This is a genomic window from Streptomyces virginiae, from assembly GCF_041432505.1.
GTDB classification, from domain to species: domain Bacteria; phylum Actinomycetota; class Actinomycetes; order Streptomycetales; family Streptomycetaceae; genus Streptomyces; species Streptomyces virginiae_A.
In genome coordinates, this window is sequence record NZ_CP107871.1 from 3,186,503 (window position 1) to 3,206,165 (window position 19,663).

Annotated in this window: 15 protein-coding genes; all 15 read right to left on the reverse strand. The window is 71.0% G+C overall.

The features are described 5' to 3' along the window. Positions 1 to 155: 155 nt before the first annotated feature. A complete protein-coding gene (gene rpmA / locus OG624_RS14955) occupies positions 156 to 410 on the reverse strand; it encodes a 50S ribosomal protein L27 (RefSeq protein WP_030027134.1) in 255 nt (84 codons plus the stop codon). 13 nt (positions 411 to 423) lie between these two features. Next, the gene (gene rplU, locus OG624_RS14960; RefSeq protein ID WP_030715748.1) at positions 424 to 744 is read right to left on the reverse strand and encodes a 50S ribosomal protein L21; all 321 of its coding nucleotides are present in this window, start codon (positions 742 to 744) and stop codon (positions 424 to 426) included. 295 nt (positions 745 to 1,039) lie between these two features. Continuing rightward, the gene (locus OG624_RS14965; RefSeq protein ID WP_371639495.1) at positions 1,040 to 4,885 is read right to left on the reverse strand and encodes an Rne/Rng family ribonuclease; all 3,846 of its coding nucleotides are present in this window, start codon (positions 4,883 to 4,885) and stop codon (positions 1,040 to 1,042) included. A gap of 235 nt (positions 4,886 to 5,120) precedes the next feature. Next, positions 5,121 to 5,900, reverse strand: a complete 780-nt coding sequence (locus OG624_RS14970; protein ID WP_033224038.1) for a TIGR03936 family radical SAM-associated protein — start codon at positions 5,898 to 5,900, stop codon at positions 5,121 to 5,123. Between the two features lie 127 nt (positions 5,901 to 6,027). Further along, on the reverse strand, positions 6,028 to 7,089 hold the full coding sequence (locus tag OG624_RS14975; RefSeq protein WP_051763592.1) for a hypothetical protein: 1,062 nt from the start codon (positions 7,087 to 7,089) through the stop codon (positions 6,028 to 6,030). Positions 7,090 to 7,152: 63 nt separating this feature from the next. Further along, positions 7,153 to 9,078: a TIGR03960 family B12-binding radical SAM protein gene (locus OG624_RS14980; protein ID WP_208869402.1), complete on the reverse strand. Its 1,926-nt coding sequence runs from the start codon at positions 9,076 to 9,078 to the stop codon at positions 7,153 to 7,155. Between the two features lie 72 nt (positions 9,079 to 9,150). Further along, complete coding sequence (locus OG624_RS14985) at positions 9,151 to 10,671, reverse strand: CYTH and CHAD domain-containing protein (RefSeq protein WP_371639496.1); 1,521 nt, start codon at positions 10,669 to 10,671, stop codon at positions 9,151 to 9,153. Positions 10,672 to 10,720: 49 nt separating this feature from the next. After that, positions 10,721 to 11,920: a rod shape-determining protein RodA gene (gene rodA, locus OG624_RS14990; RefSeq protein ID WP_033224000.1), complete on the reverse strand. Its 1,200-nt coding sequence runs from the start codon at positions 11,918 to 11,920 to the stop codon at positions 10,721 to 10,723. Positions 11,921 to 11,928: 8 nt separating this feature from the next. Beyond that, a complete protein-coding gene (gene mrdA, locus OG624_RS14995) occupies positions 11,929 to 14,106 on the reverse strand; it encodes a penicillin-binding protein 2 (protein ID WP_033223999.1) in 2,178 nt (725 codons plus the stop codon). A 13-nt stretch (positions 14,107 to 14,119) separates the two neighbouring features. Then, a complete protein-coding gene (gene mreD, locus OG624_RS15000; protein WP_033223998.1) occupies positions 14,120 to 14,827 on the reverse strand; it encodes a rod shape-determining protein MreD in 708 nt (235 codons plus the stop codon). 12 nt (positions 14,828 to 14,839) lie between these two features. Next, positions 14,840 to 15,784 carry a rod shape-determining protein MreC gene (gene mreC, locus OG624_RS15005; protein ID WP_030715772.1) on the reverse strand — a complete coding sequence of 315 codons (945 nt, stop codon included), beginning with the start codon at positions 15,782 to 15,784 and terminating at the stop codon, positions 14,840 to 14,842. Between the two features lie 133 nt (positions 15,785 to 15,917). After that, entirely contained in the window at positions 15,918 to 16,937 is a 1,020-nt protein-coding gene (locus tag OG624_RS15010) for a rod shape-determining protein (RefSeq protein WP_008738981.1), read from the reverse strand. 296 nt (positions 16,938 to 17,233) lie between these two features. Beyond that, positions 17,234 to 17,644 carry a nucleoside-diphosphate kinase gene (ndk, locus tag OG624_RS15015; RefSeq protein WP_030757293.1) on the reverse strand — a complete coding sequence of 137 codons (411 nt, stop codon included), beginning with the start codon at positions 17,642 to 17,644 and terminating at the stop codon, positions 17,234 to 17,236. A 64-nt stretch (positions 17,645 to 17,708) separates the two neighbouring features. Continuing rightward, positions 17,709 to 18,077 (reverse strand): DUF4233 domain-containing protein, encoded by a 369-nt coding sequence (locus OG624_RS15020; protein ID WP_033223997.1) that lies wholly within the window; start codon positions 18,075 to 18,077, stop codon positions 17,709 to 17,711. Between the two features lie 3 nt (positions 18,078 to 18,080). After that, a complete protein-coding gene (folC, locus tag OG624_RS15025; protein WP_033223996.1) occupies positions 18,081 to 19,619 on the reverse strand; it encodes a bifunctional tetrahydrofolate synthase/dihydrofolate synthase in 1,539 nt (512 codons plus the stop codon). Positions 19,620 to 19,663 lie beyond the last annotated feature (44 nt).

The window sequence follows — 19,663 nt, forward strand, 5'->3', positions numbered from 1 at the left end:
AGATACATACGGGAATGTCCCGGGCAGGCCTTGCTGCCCATTAAACGTGTCTAAGTGACAACGCGCCGAGGGCGGACCTCTCTTCCCGGCTTGCGCCGGAAAGAGCTGAGATCCGCCCTCGGGAAGTTACGAACGCTTGATCAGCCGAAGCTGGATCAGGCGGCCGGAACGATGTTGACGACCTTGCGGCCACGGTGCGTGCCGAACTGGACCGCACCGGCCTGCAGCGCGAACAGCGTGTCGTCGCCACCACGACCGACACCCGAACCCGGGTGGAAGTGGGTGCCGCGCTGGCGGACGAGGATCTCGCCGGCGGAAACGACCTGACCGCCGAAGCGCTTCACGCCGAGCCGCTGGGCATTGGAGTCGCGCCCGTTCCGGGTGGACGATGCGCCCTTCTTGTGTGCCATGTCTCAGTCCCTCTTACTTCGCAGCCGCGGGGATACCGGTGACCTTGATCGCCGTGTACTGCTGGCGGTGACCCTGGCGACGGCGGTAGCCGGTCTTGTTCTTGTAGCGCAGGATGTCGATCTTGGCGCCCTTGTGGTGGTCCACGATCTCAGCCGTGACCTTGATACCGGCCAGGACCCACGGGTCGCTGGTCACGGCGTCGCCGTCGACAACGAGCAGGGTCGAGAGCTCGACCGTGTCGCCAACCTTGGCAGTGGAAATCTTGTCAACCTCAACGATGTCGCCGACAGCAACCTTGTGCTGGCGACCACCGCTGCGCACGATGGCGTACACGCGGATCTCTCTCTCACTCGGGACGGATGCTCCTGAAGCCAGCCGCTCAGGCAAGCCCCGCCTCGAAGGCGGAACCGCACGGATCCGGATTGGACGAGCGGCCTCTCGCGCCCGACGCTTGCGCGTACGGAACGTGAGGAAGGTGCTCAGGAGCGCGGCACGCACTGGACGCATTCGCCCAAGCATGCCGACGGTCTAGGTTACGGGGCCGGTTCCGGAGGGTCAAACCGGGCCCGTACGGCCGTGGGCCCCGCCGCTCGGCGGGGCCCACGCACGCGTGTCACTCGGCGGTGAATCAGGCTTCGGTCGGAGCCGAGACGGACGGGAGCGTCTGCTGCTCCGCCGCCGCGGTCTTCTTCGTCGCCCGCTTCGTCGCGGTCTTCTTGGTCGTGGCCGCCTTCTTGGCCACGGTCTTCTTGGCGGCCGCCGCCTTCTTGGCCGGGGCCTTCTTCGCCGCGGTCGCCTTCTTGGCCGGAGCCTTCTTGGCGGCCTTCTTCGCCGGTGCGGCCTCCTCGACCACCGGTGCGGCCTCCTCGACCGGCGCCGGGGCCTCCGTCACGGGGGCCTCGACGACCACCACGGCGGCCTCTGCCGCGCCGGCCGGGGAACCGGCGGGTGCGGTGGCCTTACGGGTGGCACGGCGCCGCGGACGGGCCGGAGCGGCCTCCACGACGGGGGCCTCCTCGACCTCGGCGACGGCGACGACCTCGGGCTCGACGACGGGCTCCGGCTCCGGCACGACGACCGGCTCCGGGGCCACCTCGACCGCGGGAGCCGGGGCGCCCGCCGGGGCGGTGGCCTTACGGGTCGCACGGCGACGGGTACGACCCTTCGGCGCGGCCTCCTCGACCGGCTCGACGACCGGAGCGACCTCGGCCACCGCGGCGGCCTCGGCGACGAACTCCGCAGCCGGCTCCAGCACCGTCTCGGCGGCCTCGGTCACCGGCTCGTCCACGACCACGGGGGCCGGGGCCTGGACCGGAGCGGCCGCACCGCGCGGGGCGCCCGCCGGAGCGGTGGCCTTACGGGTGGCACGGCGCCGGTTGCGGCGGCCGCTGATGCCCGCGGCGGCCTCGGCCTCGGCCGGGCTGCTGTAGAGCTCCTCGTCCGCGACGAACTCCGGCTCGGGCAGGGCCCGCGGCGCGGCGGCCTCGGCAGCCACCTCCGCCTCGGTCTCGAAGGCCCCCATGTCGGCGGACTCGACCGTCTCGACCTCGTGGTCGTGCTGGTCGAACTCGGTGCGGCCACCGCGGCGCTTGGAACGCTTGCCGTTGCCACCGCCGCCGATCACCGTCGGGGTCTCCATGTGGACGATGACACCGCGGCCGTTGCAGTGGACGCAGGTCTCGGAGAAGGACTCCAGCAGACCCTGGCCCACCCGCTTACGGGTCATCTGGACCAGGCCCAGCGAGGTGACCTCGGCCACCTGGTGCTTCGTACGGTCACGGCCCAGGCACTCCAGCATGCGCCGCAGGACCAGGTCGCGGTTGGACTCCAGGACCATGTCGATGAAGTCGATGACGACGATGCCGCCCAGGTCGCGCAGCCGCAGCTGGCGCACGATCTCCTCGGCCGCCTCCAGGTTGTTCCTGGTGACGGTCTCCTCGAGGTTGCCGCCCTGACCGGTGAACTTGCCGGTGTTGACGTCGATGACGATCATCGCCTCGGTCTTGTCGATCACAAGCGAGCCGCCCGAGGGCAGCCACACCTTGCGGTCGAGCGCCTTGGCGAGCTGCTCGTCGATCCGGTACGTCGCGAAGACGTCGACCTCGGAGGTCCAACGGGACAGCCGGTCGGCCAGGTCCGGGGCCACGTGGTTCACGTAGCCGTGGATGGTCTCCCAGGCGCCGTCACCGCTGACGATGACCTTCGAGAAGTCCTCGTTGAAGATGTCGCGCACGACGCGGACGGTCATGTCCGGCTCGCCGTACAGCAGGCTCGGCGAAGACGTCGAGATCTGCTTCGACTTCTTCTGGATGTCCTCCCACTGGGCCTGCAGACGCTCGACGTCGCGGCGCAGCTCGTCCTCGCTCGCGCCCTCGGCGGCGGTGCGCACGATGACGCCCGCGTCCTCGGGGACGATCTTCTTGAGGATGGTCTTCAGGCGCGCCCGCTCGGTGTCGGGCAGCTTGCGGCTGATGCCGGTCATCGAGCCCTCGGGCACGTAGACCAGGTAGCGACCGGGCAGCGAGACCTGGCTGGTCAGGCGGGCACCCTTGTGACCGATCGGGTCCTTGGTGACCTGCACCAGGACCGACTGGCCGGACTTGAGGGCGGACTCGATGCGGCGCGGCCCGTTGGCCATGCCGAGCGCCTCGAAGTTGACCTCACCGGCGTACAGGACGGCGTTGCGGCCCTTGCCGATGTCGATGAAGGCGGCCTCCATCGACGGCAGCACGTTCTGGACCTTGCCCAGGTAGACGTTGCCGACGTACGAGGTGGCTTCTTCCTTGTTGACGTAGTGCTCGACGAGCACGTTGTCCTCGAGGACGCCGATCTGGGTGCGCTCGCCGGCCTGGCGGACGACCATGACGCGCTCGACGGCCTCACGGCGGGCCAGGAACTCGGCCTCGGTGATGATCGGGACGCGGCGGCGGCCCTGCTCACGGCCCTCGCGGCGACGCTGCTTCTTCGCCTCGAGACGGGTCGAGCCCTTGATGGACTGGACCTCGTCGGAGGACTCGGTCTTCTCGCGCGCCGGACGCGGCTCGCGGACCTTGACGACGGTACGCACACCGTCCTCGTCGCCCGCTTCGGTCGCCTCGGCGGCACCCTCGCCGCTACGACGGCGACGACGACGGCGGCGACGGCTGGAGCTGGAGCCGAGGGCCTCGTCGGACTCCTCGTCCTCTTCCTCCTCGGCGTCCCGCTCGGCGGCGTCCTGCTCGGCGGTCTCGGCCTCGTCCTCGGCGGACTCGTCGAGGTCGGCGGACTCACCGCGACGGCGGCGACGGCCACCACGACGACGACGGCGCGACGGGCGCTCGCCCGACTCGTCGCCGTCCTCGAATTCGGCGGACTCCTCGTCGAGCTCGGCGGCCTCGGCCTCCGGCTCCTCCTCCGCGAGCACCTCGGGCAGCGAGACCGGGGCGGACTCGGCGGCCGGGGCGGACTCGGCGGCGCCGCGTCCACGGCGCCGGCGGCGGCCGGTGGGCTGCGCGGCGGGGGCGGTGGTGACCTCGGCCTCGACCTCGGTCTCCTCCTCCTCGACCTCTTCGGCGGCGCGCGCCGCGGCGGCGGCCATGGCCGCGGTCTCGGGGGTCTGGAACATCGGCTCGGCGAAGACCGGGGCCTGGAAGACGGCCACGGCGGGACGCGCGGCACGGCGGGCCCGGGCCGGAGCGGCGGGCTCGGCGCTCTCGACGACGGGCTGCGCGGCGGCGGCCGGGGCGGCGGAGCGGGTGGCGCGGCGGCGGCCGCCACGCTTGGGCGAGTCCACGGCGTCGGCGACGGTCACGGCGCGGGTGGCCTTGGGGGCCTCCTCCACGGCGGGCGCGGGCTCGGCGGCGGGGGTCTCGACCACGGCCTCGGCGGCCGGGGCGGTCACGGCGCGGGTGGCACGGCGACGGGCACGCGGAGCCGGAGCGGCCGGAGCCTCCTCCTCGACCACGGGCGCGGCCTCGGGGGCGGCCGGAGCCTCCACCACGGCGGCGGCCTCGGCGGCCGGTGCGGCGACGGCGCGGGTGGCACGACGACGGGCACGCGGAGCCGGAGCGGCCGGAGCCTCCTCCTCGACCACGGGCGCGGCCTCGGCCACGGCGGCGGGGGTCTCCGGGGCGGCCACGGCGCGGGTGGCGCGGCGGCGGGTCCGCGGGGCGGGAGCGGCGGGCTCCTCGGCGGCGGCGGGGGCTGCTACGGGCTCGGCGGCCGGGGTGTCGGCCGCGACGGCCGGGGTCACCGGGGCGGCCACGGCGCGGGTCGCGCGGCGGCGGGGACGAGCGGGTGCGGCGGCCGGAGCGGCCTCTTCGGCGGGGGCGGCCGGGGCGGCCTCGGTCACCGGGGTCGTCTCGGCGACGACGCCACCGGGCGGGCCGGCGGGCCGGGAGGCGGCACGGCGGCGACGGCGCGGCGGCAGGTTGTCGCTGGGGCTGCCGCTGTCGGCGCTACCAGCAGGATTGGTGTCGTTTTCGTTGTTGAGCATTGCGGGCGGTTCTCCCGTCACGCTCCCGGGCGCCGCGGCTGACTTCCGGTCCGGCACGGCTCCGCGTAATGAGCGCGGAGCCGGCCTCCGGGGCGCGTTCGCCACACGGGAGCTGTAGTCCATGGCCGCCGGTTCCGTACGTGTTGTCCGTACGGCCTGGCGGAAGTCTTCAGGTCAGTGCGCGGCCCGACCCAGGTGGCTCCCGAGTACCAGGGCTGCGCGACGACGGCGTTCCTTACGCGGCGGGACCTTCCGGCGCCTTCGCGTCGGCTGCTACGGCGGCCGTGGGTGGAGCGGCCGTGTCAGCCTCGCGGTCGGGCGCGAGCGGGTCGGTCACCGTGCCGGACTCCTCGTCGAAGAGCCCCTGCGCCAGCCTGGTCACCGCTGAGGGGACCGGCGGCGCCAGGTCGGCCACAGCTCGGAGACCGGACAGGACGTCGTCGGGTCGCACGGCAGGTGTCAGATGCCGAACAACCAGGCGCAGTATCGCACAGGCACTGTCCAGCGGCCTATCAGCCGGGGCGGGAAGCGCTTCGAGGCTCACGACCGCACCACGCGTGTCGAAGGTCCGCATTCCGTTCTTGGTCCGACGCTGCACCTCCACGTTCTCGGCGGCGAGGAAGGCCGTCACGGCCCGCTCGGCCTCCGCGAGCTCCACGCCGTCCAGGCGCAGCTCCCACACGGAGGCGGTCAGCCGGTCCGCGAGGCCCGAGGTGCGGGCCTCGACGGCGTCGATGATGTCGAGTCCGGTCGGCATCGACTCGTCGAGCAGCTCTCGGAGCTTCTCGGGGTCGCGGGACTCGGCGAGGGCGATCTCCAGGTACTCGGCCTCGCTGCCGGTGCCGGTCGGCGCCGCGTTCGCGTACGAGACGCGCGGGTGCGGGGTGAAACCGGCCGAGTACGCCATCGGCACCTCGGCGCGGCGCAGGGCCCGCTCGAAGGCGCGCTGGAAGTCACGGTGACTGGTGAACCGGAGGCGGCCGCGCTTGGTGTAGCGCAGTCGGATGCGCTGCACCACCGGTGCGGGAGGCGGGCCTTCGGGCTGTCGCTTGCCCAGTGGTTCTTCTCCTTGTGCGGGGCTCCGCGGCTCGCGCGTCGCCCTGAGCGTCTGTGGGGCCGGCGGGCGTCGCCCTGCCTCCGGCTCACCCCTGCCGTTCGTGGAGGGAGATCTCGGGAGCGGGCGTGTTGCCTGCGGCTGTCGTACTACCCAGAGTACGCGCCCGTGACCTCGTCGGTTCCACGGGAGGAGTACCGAAGAGCGCGCGGCGTACCGTGGCCCGCGCCTCGCGGACCGCCGCGCGGCCGGTCCGCCAGACCTCGCGGACGGCGTGCCCGACGGGGGTCAGCACGTACCGGTACACCCGGGACGCGGGCCACCCGACCAGCACCCGGCCGACCCACTTGAGGCCGCGCCACAGGGCGGCGAGGATCCGCCCGGCCACGTGCCAGGCCCATGCGAGGACCCGCCCGATCGGCCGCAGCACGTAGGTCCCGAGGGGTCGCAGCAGGTACCGGTACAGCGCGACCACCAGCCAGGCGAGGCCCAGCCCCACGGGCCGCAGCAGGTGGCGGAACACCGCGGCCGCGAGCCACAGGAGGCCGTGCCCGACCGGGGTGAGCACGTACCGGTGAACCGCCGCGGCCAGCCATGCGATGCCGTGGCCGACGGGTACGAGCACGTGGCGCCACAGCGCGGCCCACGGCCACACGCACAGCGTCATGGCCAGGGCCCACAGGATCCAGGTGACGCCTTGGGCGAGCGGGGCGAGCAGGTACCGCAGCCCTCCTCGGCCGATCCAGGCCAGTGCCGCGCCGAGGGGACGCAGGAGGTAGGTCATCAGGATCCGCCCGGCCGGAGCGAGCAGGTACGCGTACGCACCGCGCCCCAGCCACGCCAGACCCCGGCCGACCGGGGTGATCAGATACCGCCACAGTCCGACCCACGGCCAGACGAGGACCAGCTTGAGCAGGGTGGCCAGCAGCCATCCCAGTGCACGCAGCAGGGGCTCGACGACGTGGGCGTACAGCGGCGCGAGGACGTGCCGGTGGGTGGCCCGGCCTCCGGCGACGAGCAGTTCCCAGACCACTCGTACGGGCAGTACGACGAGTACCGCGAGGATCTTCACGGGGAGCCTGATGACGCCCACCAGGCACCCGTCGCCGCCGCCGTGGCCTTCGCCGGGAGGCCGCTTGTCCGTTTCCATGCAGCTGAAGACACGACGGAGGCCCCCACCCGTTGCGGGCGGGGGCCTCTCGTGACCCAAGGGTTACTTCACGACGGACAGCGGCAACAGCTTCTTGCCGGTCGGGCCGATCTGGATCTCCGTCTGCATCTGAGGACACACGCCACAGTCGAAGCACGGGGTCCAGCGGCAGTCGTCGACCTCGGTCTCGTCGAGGGCGTCCTGCCAGTCCTCCCAGAGCCAGTCCTTGTCGAGACCGGAGTCCAGGTGGTCCCAGGGCAGGACCTCCTCGTAGGTGCGCTCGCGGGTCGTGTACCAGGCCACGTCCACGCCGTAGGCGGGCAGGGTCTTCTCGGCCGCCTCCATCCAGCGGTCGTAGCTGAAGTGCTCGCGCCAGCCGTCGAAGCGGCCGCCCGACTCGTACACGGCGCGGATGACGTCGCCGATGCGGCGGTCACCGCGCGAGAGGAGGCCCTCGACGATGCCCGGCTTGCCGTCGTGGTAGCGGAAGCCGATGGAGCGGCCGTACTTCTTGTCGCCGCGGATCTTGTCGCGGAGCTTGCCCAGGCGGGCGTCCGTCTCCTCGGCCGACAGCTGCGGCGCCCACTGGAACGGGGTGTGCGGCTTGGGGACGAATCCGCCGATGGACACCGTGCAGCGGATGTCGTTCTGGCCGGAGACCTCGCGCCCCTTGGCGATGACGTTGACCGCCATGTCGCCGATCTGGAGCACGTCCTCGTCCGTCTCGGTGGGCAGGCCGCACATGAAGTACAGCTTCACCTGGCGCCAGCCGTTGCCGTACGCGGTGGAGACGGTCCGGATCAGGTCCTCTTCGGAGACCATCTTGTTGATGACCTTGCGCATGCGCTCGGAGCCGCCCTCGGGGGCGAAGGTCAGGCCGGAGCGGCGACCGTTGCGGGTCAGCTCGTTGGCCAGGTCCACGTTGAACGCGTCCACGCGGGTCGACGGCAGGGACAGGCCCACCTTGTCGTCCGTGTAGCGGTCGGCGAGGCCCTTGGCGATGTCGGCGATCTCGGTGTGGTCGGCCGAGGAGAGGGAGAGGAGGCCGACCTCTTCGAAGCCCGTGGCCTTCAGTCCGCGCTCCACCATCTCGCCGATGCCGGTGATGCTTCGCTCCCGCACGGGGCGCGTGATCATGCCGGCCTGGCAGAAACGGCAGCCGCGGGTGCAGCCGCGGAAGATCTCCACGGACATGCGCTCGTGGACGGTCTCGGCGAGCGGGACCAGGGGCTGCTTGGGGTAGGGCCACTCGTCGAGGTCCATGACCGTGTGCTTGGACACGCGCCACGGCACGCCGGAGCGGTTGGGCACGACACGGCCGATGCGGCCGTCCGGCAGGTACTCGACGTCGTAGAAGCCCGGCACGTAGACATTGCCGGTCTTGGCGAGACGGAGGAGGACCTCTTCGCGCCCGCCCGGCCGCCCCTCGGCCTTCCAGGTGCGGATGATCTCGGTCATGTCGAGGACGGCCTGCTCGCCGTCGCCGATGACCGCGCAGTCGATGAACTCCGCGATCGGCTCGGGGTTGAAGGCCGCGTGGCCGCCCGCGAGGACGATCGGGTGGTCGACGGTGCGGTTGCGGGCCTCCAGCGGGATGCCGGCGAGGTCCAGCGCCGTGAGCATGTTGGTGTAGCCCAGCTCCGTGGAGAAGGACAGGCCGAACACGTCGAAGGCGGAGACCGGGCGGTGGCTGTCCACGGTGAACTGCGGCACCTTGTGCTCGCGCATCAGTTCTTCGAGGTCGGGCCACACGCTGTAGGTGCGCTCGGCGAGGACGCCCTCGCGTTCGTTGAGCACCTCGTAAAGGATCATGACGCCCTGGTTGGGCAGCCCGACTTCGTACGCGTCCGGGTACATGAGCGCCCAGCGGACGTCGCAGCTCTCCCACTCCTTGACCGTGGAGTTGAGTTCACCGCCGACGTACTGGATGGGCTTCTGCACATGCGGAAGCAGGGCCTCAAGCTGAGGGAAGACCGACTCGGTCATCACGCGACTTTCGTGAAGCGGGCAGGGGGCAGCTCTCAAGCGTACCCCGAGGCTCGGCCACCCCCACCCACATGATCATTCCAATGCGGCCCGCAGCTCGGGGTCGGAGGCCTTGGCCCAGATGTCGGGAAGTTCCCGTTCGCGCCGCTCGGCCAGGGCTTCCTCGCGGGCGTAGAGCACGCCCCAGGTGAAGGCGGACTCCCCCGCGCCCGTCGCCTGGACGGCGAGGCCGCGCAGGGCCTCGCGGGCCACCACGCTGTCCTGGTGGTCGCCGAGCAGGGACTGCACCGACTTCCCGGCCTTGGCCAGCTCCTTCGCCGGCCCGCCGAGGACGGGCACGGCCGACTCGGCCGCGTACCGGAAGCGCTTGGCCGCCTTGCGGGCCTCGTGCAGGGCCAGGTCCCGCTCGTGGCCCTCGTCCTGGGAGAGCGCGCTGTCGACCCGGGCGGCGAGGCGCGCGTAGTCGCGCAGGACCGCCTTGGGCAGGACGGCCTCCGGGTGTCCGGCCGCGGCCTTCAGCAGCGGGGGCGACTCCAGCAGGGCGTCGAGTGAGTCGAGCAGGGCCACGTAGCGCGCGCTGTCGAGCACGGCGACCGCCCGGCGCCGTGACGCGGAGCGCCGGGCGCTGTTCCATACGCGCAGCCGGCTGCGGACCGGGCCGATCAGCAGGGTGCGGGGCAGTTCGCCGAGGCGGTCCTGGATCCGCTCCAGCAGGACCTCCTGGTCGCGGTCGACGCCGAGTTCACCGGCGAGCCGGCGCAGTTCCTCGCCGATCGGGTCGGTGGCCGCCCGGTCGATCACCTTGCGGTAGGTCTTGAAGGCGCTGCGCAGTCGGCGGCTCGCGACCCGCATCTGGTGGACGGAGTCCGGCAGGCCGCGCCGCACCGCCGGGTCCTGGGCGACGAGGGCGTCGCGCTGTTCGCGCAGGTACGCCAGCACCTGCGCGCCGGCGGTGCCCTCGGGGCCGCCGCCCTCGGGTCGGGCCGGGGGCTCGGCGGCGGTCTCGGCGAGGGCCCGGGCGAGCTTCGAGGGGGCGTCGGAGACCCGGAGGCCGGCCTTGCGGAAGGTCTTCTCCACGGCGTCGAGCAGTTCGGGGTCGACGCCGTCGGCGAGTTCCACCTCGACCTCGGTCCAGGTGGCGGTGGCCTCGCCGCGCTCGGCCAGGACGGCGTCGGTGCTCAGTTCGGCGAGCAGCGCCCCGTCGGCGTCGAGCAGGTGGCTGACGCGGCGTGAGGAGAGGAGTCGGACCTGCGGCTGGAGCCCGGCGCCGCGGACGCGGGAGCGGACCAGGGCGGCCAGGGCGGGTGGGACCGTGTCGCTGAGCGCGGCCCCGATCTCGTCGCGCACTCCGGGGGAGACGGGCAGTTTGAGGTGCCAGCCCTCGTCAGCGCCGCCCGTTCTGCGCCTCAGGGTGAGACCGTCGGCGGCGAGCCGCTGGTCGGGGGTGTCGTAGTAGACGGCGTCGAGGTCGACGGTGCCCTGGTCGGATACGGCCGCGATGGCGGCCGTGCCCGTCAGGTCCGGCACCCCGCGCCGGGCAGATTTGGCCTTGGAGAACTCGAATTTCCGCTCGATTTCGCGCTTGGTGTCCGCCATGGACCGAACTTAGTCCTGAACGGATCACGTCGGCAGGGTGAACGGAACATCAGGCCGACAATGGCCGTTGGACCTTGATCGATTGCAGTAGTCCGATCGCCACCCACACGGCGAACATCGACGATCCTCCGTACGAGACGAACGGCAGGGGGAGGCCGGCCACCGGCATGATGCCGAGGGTCATGCCGATGTTCTCGAAGGACTGGAAGGCGAACCAGGCGATGATCCCGGCGCACACGATCGTCCCGTACAGCTCGGTGGTCTCCCGGGCGATCACGCAGGCCCGCCACAGGATGACGCCGAGCAGCACCAGGATCAGCCCGGCCCCGACGAAGCCCAGTTCCTCCCCCGCCACCGTGAAGACGAAGTCGGTCTGCTGCTCGGGCACGAACTGGCCGGTGGTCTGCGAGCCGTGGAAGAGCCCCGAGCCGGTCAGCCCTCCGGAGCCGATCGCGATGCGCGCCTGGTTGGTGTTGTAGCCGACGCCCGCCGGGTCGAGCTCGGGGTTGGCGAAGGCCGCGAAGCGGTTGATCTGGTACTCGTCGAGTACGCCGAGTTGCCATATCAGGACGGCACCGCTCGCGCCCGCGGCGAGCAGGCCCACGACCCAGCGGTTGGAGGCGCCGGAGGCCAGCAGCACACCGAGCACGATCACGATCATGACCATCACGGAGCCGAGGTCGGGCATCAGCATGACGATGCCCATCGGGGCCGCCGCCAGGCACAGTGCCTTGACGACCGTGCGGTGGTCCGGGTGCGCGAGGTCGCCCGCGTCCACCCGGGTGGCCAGCAGCATCGCCATCACCAGGATGATCGTGATCTTCACGAACTCGGACGGCTGGAGGGAGAATCCGCCGCCGATGACGATCCACGCGTGGGCGCCGTTGATGGTGGCGCCGAGCGGGGTGAGCACGGCGAGGATCAGCACGAGGGAGAGCCCGTAGAGGATCGGCACGGCGCCGCGCAGGGTGCGGTGGCCGAGCCAGATCGTGCCGATCATCAGCACGAGGCCGATGCCGGTGTTCAGGGCGTGCCGGGCCAGGAAGTAGTACGGGTCCCCCTGGTTCAGCGAGGTCCGGTTGCGGGTCGCCGACCACACCAGCATGGAGCCGATGAAGGAGAGGGCGAGCGCGGACAGGAGTATCGGCCAGTCGAGCCGGCGCACCACCGAGTCGCGGGCGGTGAGCTTGGCCATCGCCCCGCGCTCGGGCGCGTACCGGGAGACGGAGAACTTGTTGGCGGTCGGCATGTCTTTCCTCAGTCTTGGCGTGCCGCGGGCGGTGCGGGCGGACCGGCGAGCGCCGGCGGCTCCAGTTCCTCCGGGGACGGCGGCACGTACGGCCGGATCTCCGGGGCGATGATGGAGCCGTCGGGCGCGATCCGGGGCAGCTTCGCCTCTGGCTTGATCAGCAGGGCCTTCTTCGGGTCCTGCTTGCCGGACATGGTGAGGCCGTAGATGGCGTTGTAGACGTTGCGCACGGCGGGACCCGAGGCGCCGGAGCCGGTGCCGCCCTGCGAGATCGTCATCACGATCGTGTAGTCCTCGGTGTACGTGGCGAACCACGAGGTGGTCTGCTTGCCGTAGACCTCGGCGGTGCCGGTCTTGGCGTGCATGGGGATCTGCTTCTGCGGCCAGCCGCCGAAGCGCCAGGCGGCGGTGCCCTGGGTGGCGACGCCCGCCAGTGCGCCCTCCATCTTGTGCCTGGTCTCCTCGGTCATCGGCAGCTTGCCGTGGGCCTGCGGCTTGATCTCTTCGATCTTCTTGCCGTCGGCACTGATGATGGCCTTGCCGATGGTCGGGTTCCACATCGTGCCGCCGTTGGAGATCGCAGCGTAGATGGTGGCCATCTGGATCGGTGTCACCAGGGTGTCGCCCTGGCCGATGGAGTAGTTGACGGCGTCACCGGCGCGCATGAGGTTGCCCTCGAGACAGTTCTCGTAGGACAGCAGCTCGACGTAGGTGCCGCCCTTCTTACCGGTCTTGCACCACATGTCCTTGTTGGCCTCCCAGAAGGCCTGCTTCCAGCGGCGGTCGGGGACGCGGCCCTTCTCCTCGCCGGGCAGGTCCACGTGGGTCGGGGCGCCGAGGCCGAACTGGTGGGCCGTCTTGTAGAAGATCTCGGCGGGGTGCTTCTTCGGCTTGAGCCCGCCGTCCTTGAGCCACTGCTGGTGGCCCAGCGCGTAGAACACGGTGTCGCAGGAGACCTCCAGCGCCCGGCCGAGGGTGATCGAGCCGTGGCCCTGGGACTCGAAGTTCTTGAAGACCTGGCCGCCGATGGAGTACGAGCTCGGGCAGGGGTACTCGCCGTCGAACTTGTAGCCCGCGTTGACCGCGGCCGCGGTCGGGATGACCTTGAAGATGGAGCCGGGGGCCGCCTGACCCTGGATCGCCCGGTTCATCAGCGGGACGTTGGAGTCCTTGGCGGTGAGCTTGGCGTAGTCCTTGCCGGAGATCCCGCCGACCCAGACGTTCGGGTCGAAGGTCGGGGCGGAGGCCATCGCCACCACGCGGCCGGTCTTGGACTCCAGGACCACGATGGCGCCGGCGTCGGCCTTGTAGGGGACGCCGGTGTTGCGGTCGATCTGCTTGCGCGCCTCGACCATCGCCGCGTTCAGCTCGTACTCGGCGACGCCTTGGACGCGGGCGTCGAGGCTGGTCACGAGGTGGGCGCCGGGGATCGCGGGGTCGTTGCGGGCCTCGCCCATGACGCGGCCGAGGTTGTCGACCTCGTAGCGGGTCACGCCCGACTTGCCGCGCAGTTCCTTGTCGTACGTGCGCTCCAGGCCGAAGCGGCCCACCTGGTCCGAGCGCAGGAAGGGCGAGTTGGTGTCCTTCGCCTTGATGATCTCGTCGTCGGTGACCGGGGAGAGGTAGCCGAGCACCTGGCCGGTGTTGGAGCCGCCGGGTCCCGGGTAGCGGCGTACGGCGGCGGGCTCCGCGGTGATGCCCGGGAACTCCTCGGGGCGTTCGCGGATCTGGAGGGCCTGTTGGGTGGTGGCTTCCAGGGTGACCGGGATGGGCTGGTAGGGGGAGCCGTTCCAGCAGGGCTGGGGGGTCTGGGAGTCGCAGAGCCGGACCTTGTCCATGGTGTCCTGCGGCTTCATGTCCAGGACCGCGGCGAGCCGGGTCAGGACGCCCTTGCCCTTGTCCTTCATCTTCATCAGCTCGGTGCGGCTGGCCGAGACGACGAGACGGGTCTCGTTGTCGGCCATCGGCACACCGCGCGCGTCGAGGATGGAGCCACGTACGGCGGGCTGGACGACCTGCTGGACGTGGTTGCTCTTGGCCTCGTGGTAGTACTCGGCGCCGTTGCGGATCTGGAGGTACCAGAGGCGCCCGCCGAGGGTGAGGAGCATCGAGAAGACGAGGACCTGGATCATGACGAGCCGGATCTGCACCCGGGAGGTGCGGCCCGTTTCCGGAACGTTGGTCACGACTGCTCCTCGCTCACAGCTTTTTGACGCTCTTCACACCCTTGACCGGCTTGACCCCCTTTATACGGACGGCTTTGTTGGCTCGCGAGCGCGCGGTCTTCAGCCGCAGGCCGCCGCGCTGGCTGCCGATGCGCAGGCCCGTACCGCCGGCCAGCCAGCCGGCGGAGACGTCGGCGGCCTTGTTGGCGGGGCCGCCGCCGGCCTCGACGGCCATCGGGTCGTTCTCGGCGCGCCGGGCCAGGGCCATGATGAACGGCACGGTGAACGGTGCGAGGAGCAGGTCGTAGAGGGTCGCGGTGAACAGCAGCCCGGTCAGACCCACGTGGCGGGCGGCGGTGTCGCCGACGAGGGCGCCCACGCCCGCGTAGAGCAGGGTGGAGCCGATCGCGGCGGCGACGACGGTGAGCATCGGGCCCCAGGCGGACCGGAACCGGCCGCCCTCGGGGCGGGTCAGGCCGGCGACGTAGCCGATGACGCACAGCACGAGCGCGTACCGCCCGGCGGCGTGGTCGGCGGGCGGGGCCAGGTCGGCGAGGAGGCCGGCGGCGAAGCCGATGAGCGCGCCGCTGACGTGCCCGTAGACGAGTGCCAGCGAGACGACGGTGAGGAGCAGCAGGTCGGGCACGGCGCCGGGCAGTTGGAGCCGGCCCAGGACGGTGACCTGGATGACGAGGGCGACCACGACGAGGGTGGCCGAGAGCAGGATCCTGTTGAAGCGCATGGAGGTCTGTCCCTACTCGTCGGCGGGCTTGCCGGCCACCGCGGACCCGGACGGGGTGACCGTGACGGTGACCGTCGGGGTGGGCTTGGGGGCCTCGGGCTTGGGCGGCAGGACCGCGTCGCGGGGGTCCTCGCGCGGCGGCATCACGACGACGCCGACGATGTCCAGGCGCGAGAAGCCGACGAACGGACGCACCCATACGGTGCGGGTCAGGTCGCCGCGCGAGGGGTCGACCTTGACCACCTCGCCGATCGGCACGCCGGGCACGAAGGGCTTGTTGCCGCGTGAGCCGAAGGTGACGAGCCGGTCGCCGGGGCTGACCTTGGCCTTGCCGTTGAGCATCTGGACCGACAGGGCACGGTCGCCCTGGCCGGTGGCGAAGCCCAGTTCACCGGTCTTCTCCAGACGGGTGCCGACGGTGAAGTCGGGGTCGTTGGCGAGGACGACGGTGGCGGTGTCGGGGCCGACGGTGCTGACCCGGCCGACGAGGCCGTCCCCGTTGAGGACGGTCATGTCGCGCTCGATGCCGTCCTTGCTGCCGGCGTCGATGGTGACGGTCCAGGAGAAGCCCTGGGCCGCTCCTATGGCGATGACCTCGGCGCCCTTGATGCCGTACTGGCCGGCGCCGGCCCGCTTGAGCATCTCGTCGAGCTCGTGGATGCGGCTGCGGGTCTGGTCCTCGCTGCCCAGCTTGGCCTTCAGCGCCGCGTTCTCGCGCTCCAGCGTGGCGATGCGGTTGTGGCGCTCGCCGGAGTCCCGTACCGCCCCTATGGCGTTGGCGACCGGATCGACCGCGGTCGCCACACCTTCCTCGACCGGGCCGAAGACCGCTGCGGCGGCCTGCCGGGCACCGTCGACCGGCGACTCCTCGCCTGCCCTGATGTCCACCGTGATCAGTGCGAACGCGATGGCGATCAGAAGCACCAGGAGCAGCCGGCTTTCTCGTGTGTCCCTCACGTGCGGCGGCCGTGCCTTCCTCGTCGGATTTCTCATTTGCCTGTATATCAACGATCCGCCGCACGGGCCCGGTAGCACCCGTACGGCGGATCCTTGTGTTCCGCATGGCCCCTCCGGCAGGGAGGGGCATCTGTCAGCGACGGGGCTGGGCGTCCAGGACCTGCTGGAGGGCCTCGAACTCCTCGACGCACTTGCCGGAGCCGAGGGCGACGGAGTCGAGGGGGTCCTCCGCGATGTGGATCGGCATGCCGGTCTCCCGGCGCAGCCGCTCGTCGAGGCCGCGCAGCAGGGCGCCGCCACCGGTCAGGACGATGCCGCGGTCCATGATGTCGCCGGAGAGTTCCGGCGGGCACTTGTCGAGCGTGGTCTTGACCGCGTCGACGATGGCGTTGACCGGCTCCTCGATGGCCTTGCGCACCTCGGCGGCCGAGATGACGACCGTCTTGGGCAGGCCGGAGACCAGGTCGCGACCGCGGATCTCGGTGTGCTCGTCCTTGTCGAGGTCGTAGGCCGACCCGATGGTGATCTTGATCTGCTCGGCCGTGCGCTCACCGAGGAGGAGCGAGTACTCCTTCTTGATGTGCTGGATGATCGCGTTGTCGAGCTCGTCGCCGGCCACCCGGATGGACTGTGCCGTGACGATTCCGCCGAGGGAGATGACGGCGACCTCGGTGGTGCCGCCGCCGATGTCCACGACCATGTTGCCGGTGGCCTCGTGGACGGGCAGGCCCGAGCCGATGGCGGCGGCCATGGGCTCTTCGATGATGTGCACCTGGCGGGCGCCGGCCTGCGTGGACGCCTCGATGACGGCGCGTCGCTCCACTCCCGTGATGCCGGAGGGAACGCAGACCACCACGCGCGGGCGGGCCAGGTAGCGGCGCTTGTGGATCTTGAGGATGAAGTACCGGAGCATGCGCTCGGTGATCTCGAAGTCGGCGATCACGCCGTCCTTGAGGGGCCGTACGGCGACGATGTTGCCGGGCGTGCGCCCGATCATCTTCTTCGCCTCCGAGCCGACCGCCAGGATGCCGCCGGTGTTCGTGTTGATGGCGACCACGGACGGCTCGTTCAGGACGATCCCCCGGCCCCTCACGTACACCAGCGTGTTGGCGGTCCCGAGGTCGATCGCCATGTCACGGCCGATGAACGACATTTTGTTCCCCTTGTTCCCCATGAGGAGCGTCTGGCCTTCCAGTTGATAGCGGCTGCTGTCAGGTCGGCGAGGTGGGTGTGTGGGTGGAGGCCCCATCGTAGTGCCGCAAGTACGAAGACCGCGCGACGGGACTCCGGCAATCCCGCCGGAATGGATACCCGCCCCCTCAGTGGTGACGACGTGTCCTGCCCAGGCGTTCCCGCTTCGGCCCGGATATACCGGGGGGCGACCGAAATTACTTCGGTCGCCCCAGGTCATGAGCGCTATTCGGCTGATGTTCCGTCAGGAAAGAGTGCTCAGAGCGCCGGGAAGAACAGCTTCAGCTCACGTTCGGCGGACTCCTGCGAGTCCGAGGCGTGGATCAGGTTCTCACGCGTGATCGTGCCGAAGTCACCCCGGATGGAGCCCGGAGCCGCGGCGATCGGGTCAGTGGGTCCGGCCAGCTGGCGGACACCCTCGATCACACGCTCCCCTTCGACCACCAGAGCGACGACGGGGCCGCTCGCCATGAAGCCCATGAGCGGCTCGTAGAACGGCTTGCCCTTGTGCTCGCCGTAGTGCGCCTCCAGGGTCTCCTGGTCCAGCGTACGCAGCTCCAGTGCGGGGATGGTCCAGCCGGCCTTCCGCTCGATACGGCCGATGATCTCGCCGACCAGACCACGACGGACGGCGTCGGGCTTGAGCAGGACGAGGGTGCGCTGGGTCATGTTGCGGCTCCTTGCGGCAAACGGGTGCGGTAGGGCGAATCTACAGGGCCGATCCGGGGACCCGTCACGCAGCGTCAGGCGCTCCGGGAGCCCCGGGGGCCTCCTGAGCGGCCGCCCAGCGCGCCTTGATCGTGTCGATCTTGCGGCCGTAGTGCACCGAGCACCACCACAGCCCGGCGAACACCGCGCCGAGGAAGAACATCGTCGGCACGACGAACCCGCTCAGGACCAGACCGATCTGCAGCGCCCAGCCCAGCTGGACCGCCCCGGGACGCGACAGCATCCCGCACAGCAGCACCGACAGCAGCATGGTGACCCCGCACACCGTCCAGACCGTGGCCTGGGTCAGATCGGGGTCCTTCATCGCCACCAGCCCCGCGAAGCCGATCACGAAGAACTCGCCGATCAGCGTGCTCGCACACAGCGTGCGCATCCCTCAGCCCCTCTTCAGCAGCAGGCGGGCCTCGCCCACCGTGATCACGGAACCGGTCACCAGGACCCCGGCTCCTCCGTATTCGGCCTCTTCCTCCGCCAGGGTGATCGCCGCCTCCAGGGCGTCGTCCAGCCGCGGCTCCACCTGCACCCGCTCCGCGCCGAAGACCTCGACCGCGACGGCCGCCAGCTCGTCCGCGCCCATCGCCCGGTGGCTGGAGTTCTCCGTCACCACCACCTCCGCGAAGATCGGCTCGAAGGCCTCCAGCACCCCGCGGACGTCCTTGCCCTCGCTCGCGGCCACGACCCCGATCAGCCGGCTGAAGCCGAAGGACTCGGTGACCGCCTCCGCGGTGGCCGCGGCGCCCGCCGGGTTGTGGGCGGCGTCCAGGACCACGGTCGGGCTGCGCCGCACGACCTCCATACGGCCCGGCGAGGACACCGAGGCGAAGGCCTTGCGCACGGTGTCCACGTCCAGGACCCGGGCGTGCTCGCCGCCGATGCCGAAGAAGGCCTCCACGGCGGCCAGGGCGACCGCCGCGTTGTGCGCCATGTGCGCGCCGTACATCGGCAGGAAGATGCCGTCGTACTCGCCGCCCACACCGCGCAGCGTCAGCTGCTGGCCGCCGACCGCGACCTCGCGCGAGACGACGCCGAACTCCATGCCCTCACGGGCCACCGTGGCGTCCACTTCGACGGCCTTCTTCAGCAGCACCTGCGCCGCGTCCACCGGCTGCTGGGCCAGGATCACGGTCGCGTCCTGCTTGACGATGCCGCCCTTCTCCACGGCGATCTCACCGGGCGTGGAGCCGAGCCGGTCGGTGTGGTCCAGGCTGATCGGGGTGACCACCGCGACGGACGCGTCGATCACGTTGGTCGCGTCCCAGCTGCCGCCCATGCCGACCTCGACCACGGCCACGTCCACGGGGGCGTCCGCGAAGGCCGCGTAGGCCATTCCGGTGAGCACCTCGAAGAAGGACAGCCGGTACTCCTCGGCCGCGTCGACCATCTCCACGTACGGCTTGATGTCGTGGTACGTCTCGACGAAGCGCTCGGCGGTGATCGGAGCCCCGTCGAGGCTGATCCGCTCGGTGATCGACTGCACGTGCGGGCTGGTGTAGCGCCCGGTGCGCAGCTCGAAGGCGTTCAGCAGGGACTCGATCATCCGTGCCGTGCTCGTCTTGCCGTTGGTGCCGGTCACGTGGATGGACGGGTACGCGCGCTGCGGCTCGCCCAGCACGTCCATCAGCGCCGCGATCCGCGACACCGAGGGCTCCAGCTTGGTCTCGCCCCAGCGGGTGGCGAGCTCCTGCTCCACCTCCAGCAGCGCCTTGGCGACCTCCGGGTCGACGGGCCGGGCGGGTACCGGGTCGCCCTGGGGCGGTCCGGCCTGGGCGCGCAGGGTGCGGCTACCGGCCTCGATCACCGCCAGGTCGGGGTCGCGGTCGGACTCTTCCGCCACGATCTGGTCGAACTCGTCGAAGGTGCCGGCGAGGTCGTCGTTGTCGTCGCGGTCGTGGCTCTCGGGCTGCTGGTCACTCACAGGGCCAGTCTACGGACGGGGACCCGGAGGACTTTCGGCCCGGC

Bases quoted from the DNA above. Each gene is read 5' to 3' on its own strand.
- rodA (WP_033224000.1), bottom strand. From the start codon at position 11,920: ATGCCGACCGCCAACAAGTTCTCCGTCTCCCGGTACGCGCCCGAGCGC.
- OG624_RS15020 (WP_033223997.1), bottom strand. From the start codon at position 18,077: ATGCGCACGCTGTGTGCGAGCACGCTGATCGGCGAGTTCTTCGTGATC.
- ndk (WP_030757293.1), bottom strand. From the start codon at position 17,644: ATGACCCAGCGCACCCTCGTCCTGCTCAAGCCCGACGCCGTCCGTCGT.
- OG624_RS14985 (WP_371639496.1), bottom strand. From the start codon at position 10,671: ATGGCGGACACCAAGCGCGAAATCGAGCGGAAATTCGAGTTCTCCAAG.
- OG624_RS14975 (WP_051763592.1), bottom strand. From the start codon at position 7,089: ATGGAAACGGACAAGCGGCCTCCCGGCGAAGGCCACGGCGGCGGCGAC.
- mreD (WP_033223998.1), bottom strand. From the start codon at position 14,827: ATGCGCTTCAACAGGATCCTGCTCTCGGCCACCCTCGTCGTGGTCGCC.
- OG624_RS14965 (WP_371639495.1), bottom strand. From the start codon at position 4,885: ATGCTCAACAACGAAAACGACACCAATCCTGCTGGTAGCGCCGACAGC.
- OG624_RS15010 (WP_008738981.1), bottom strand. From the start codon at position 16,937: ATGTCGTTCATCGGCCGTGACATGGCGATCGACCTCGGGACCGCCAAC.
- rpmA (WP_030027134.1), bottom strand. From the start codon at position 410: ATGGCACACAAGAAGGGCGCATCGTCCACCCGGAACGGGCGCGACTCC.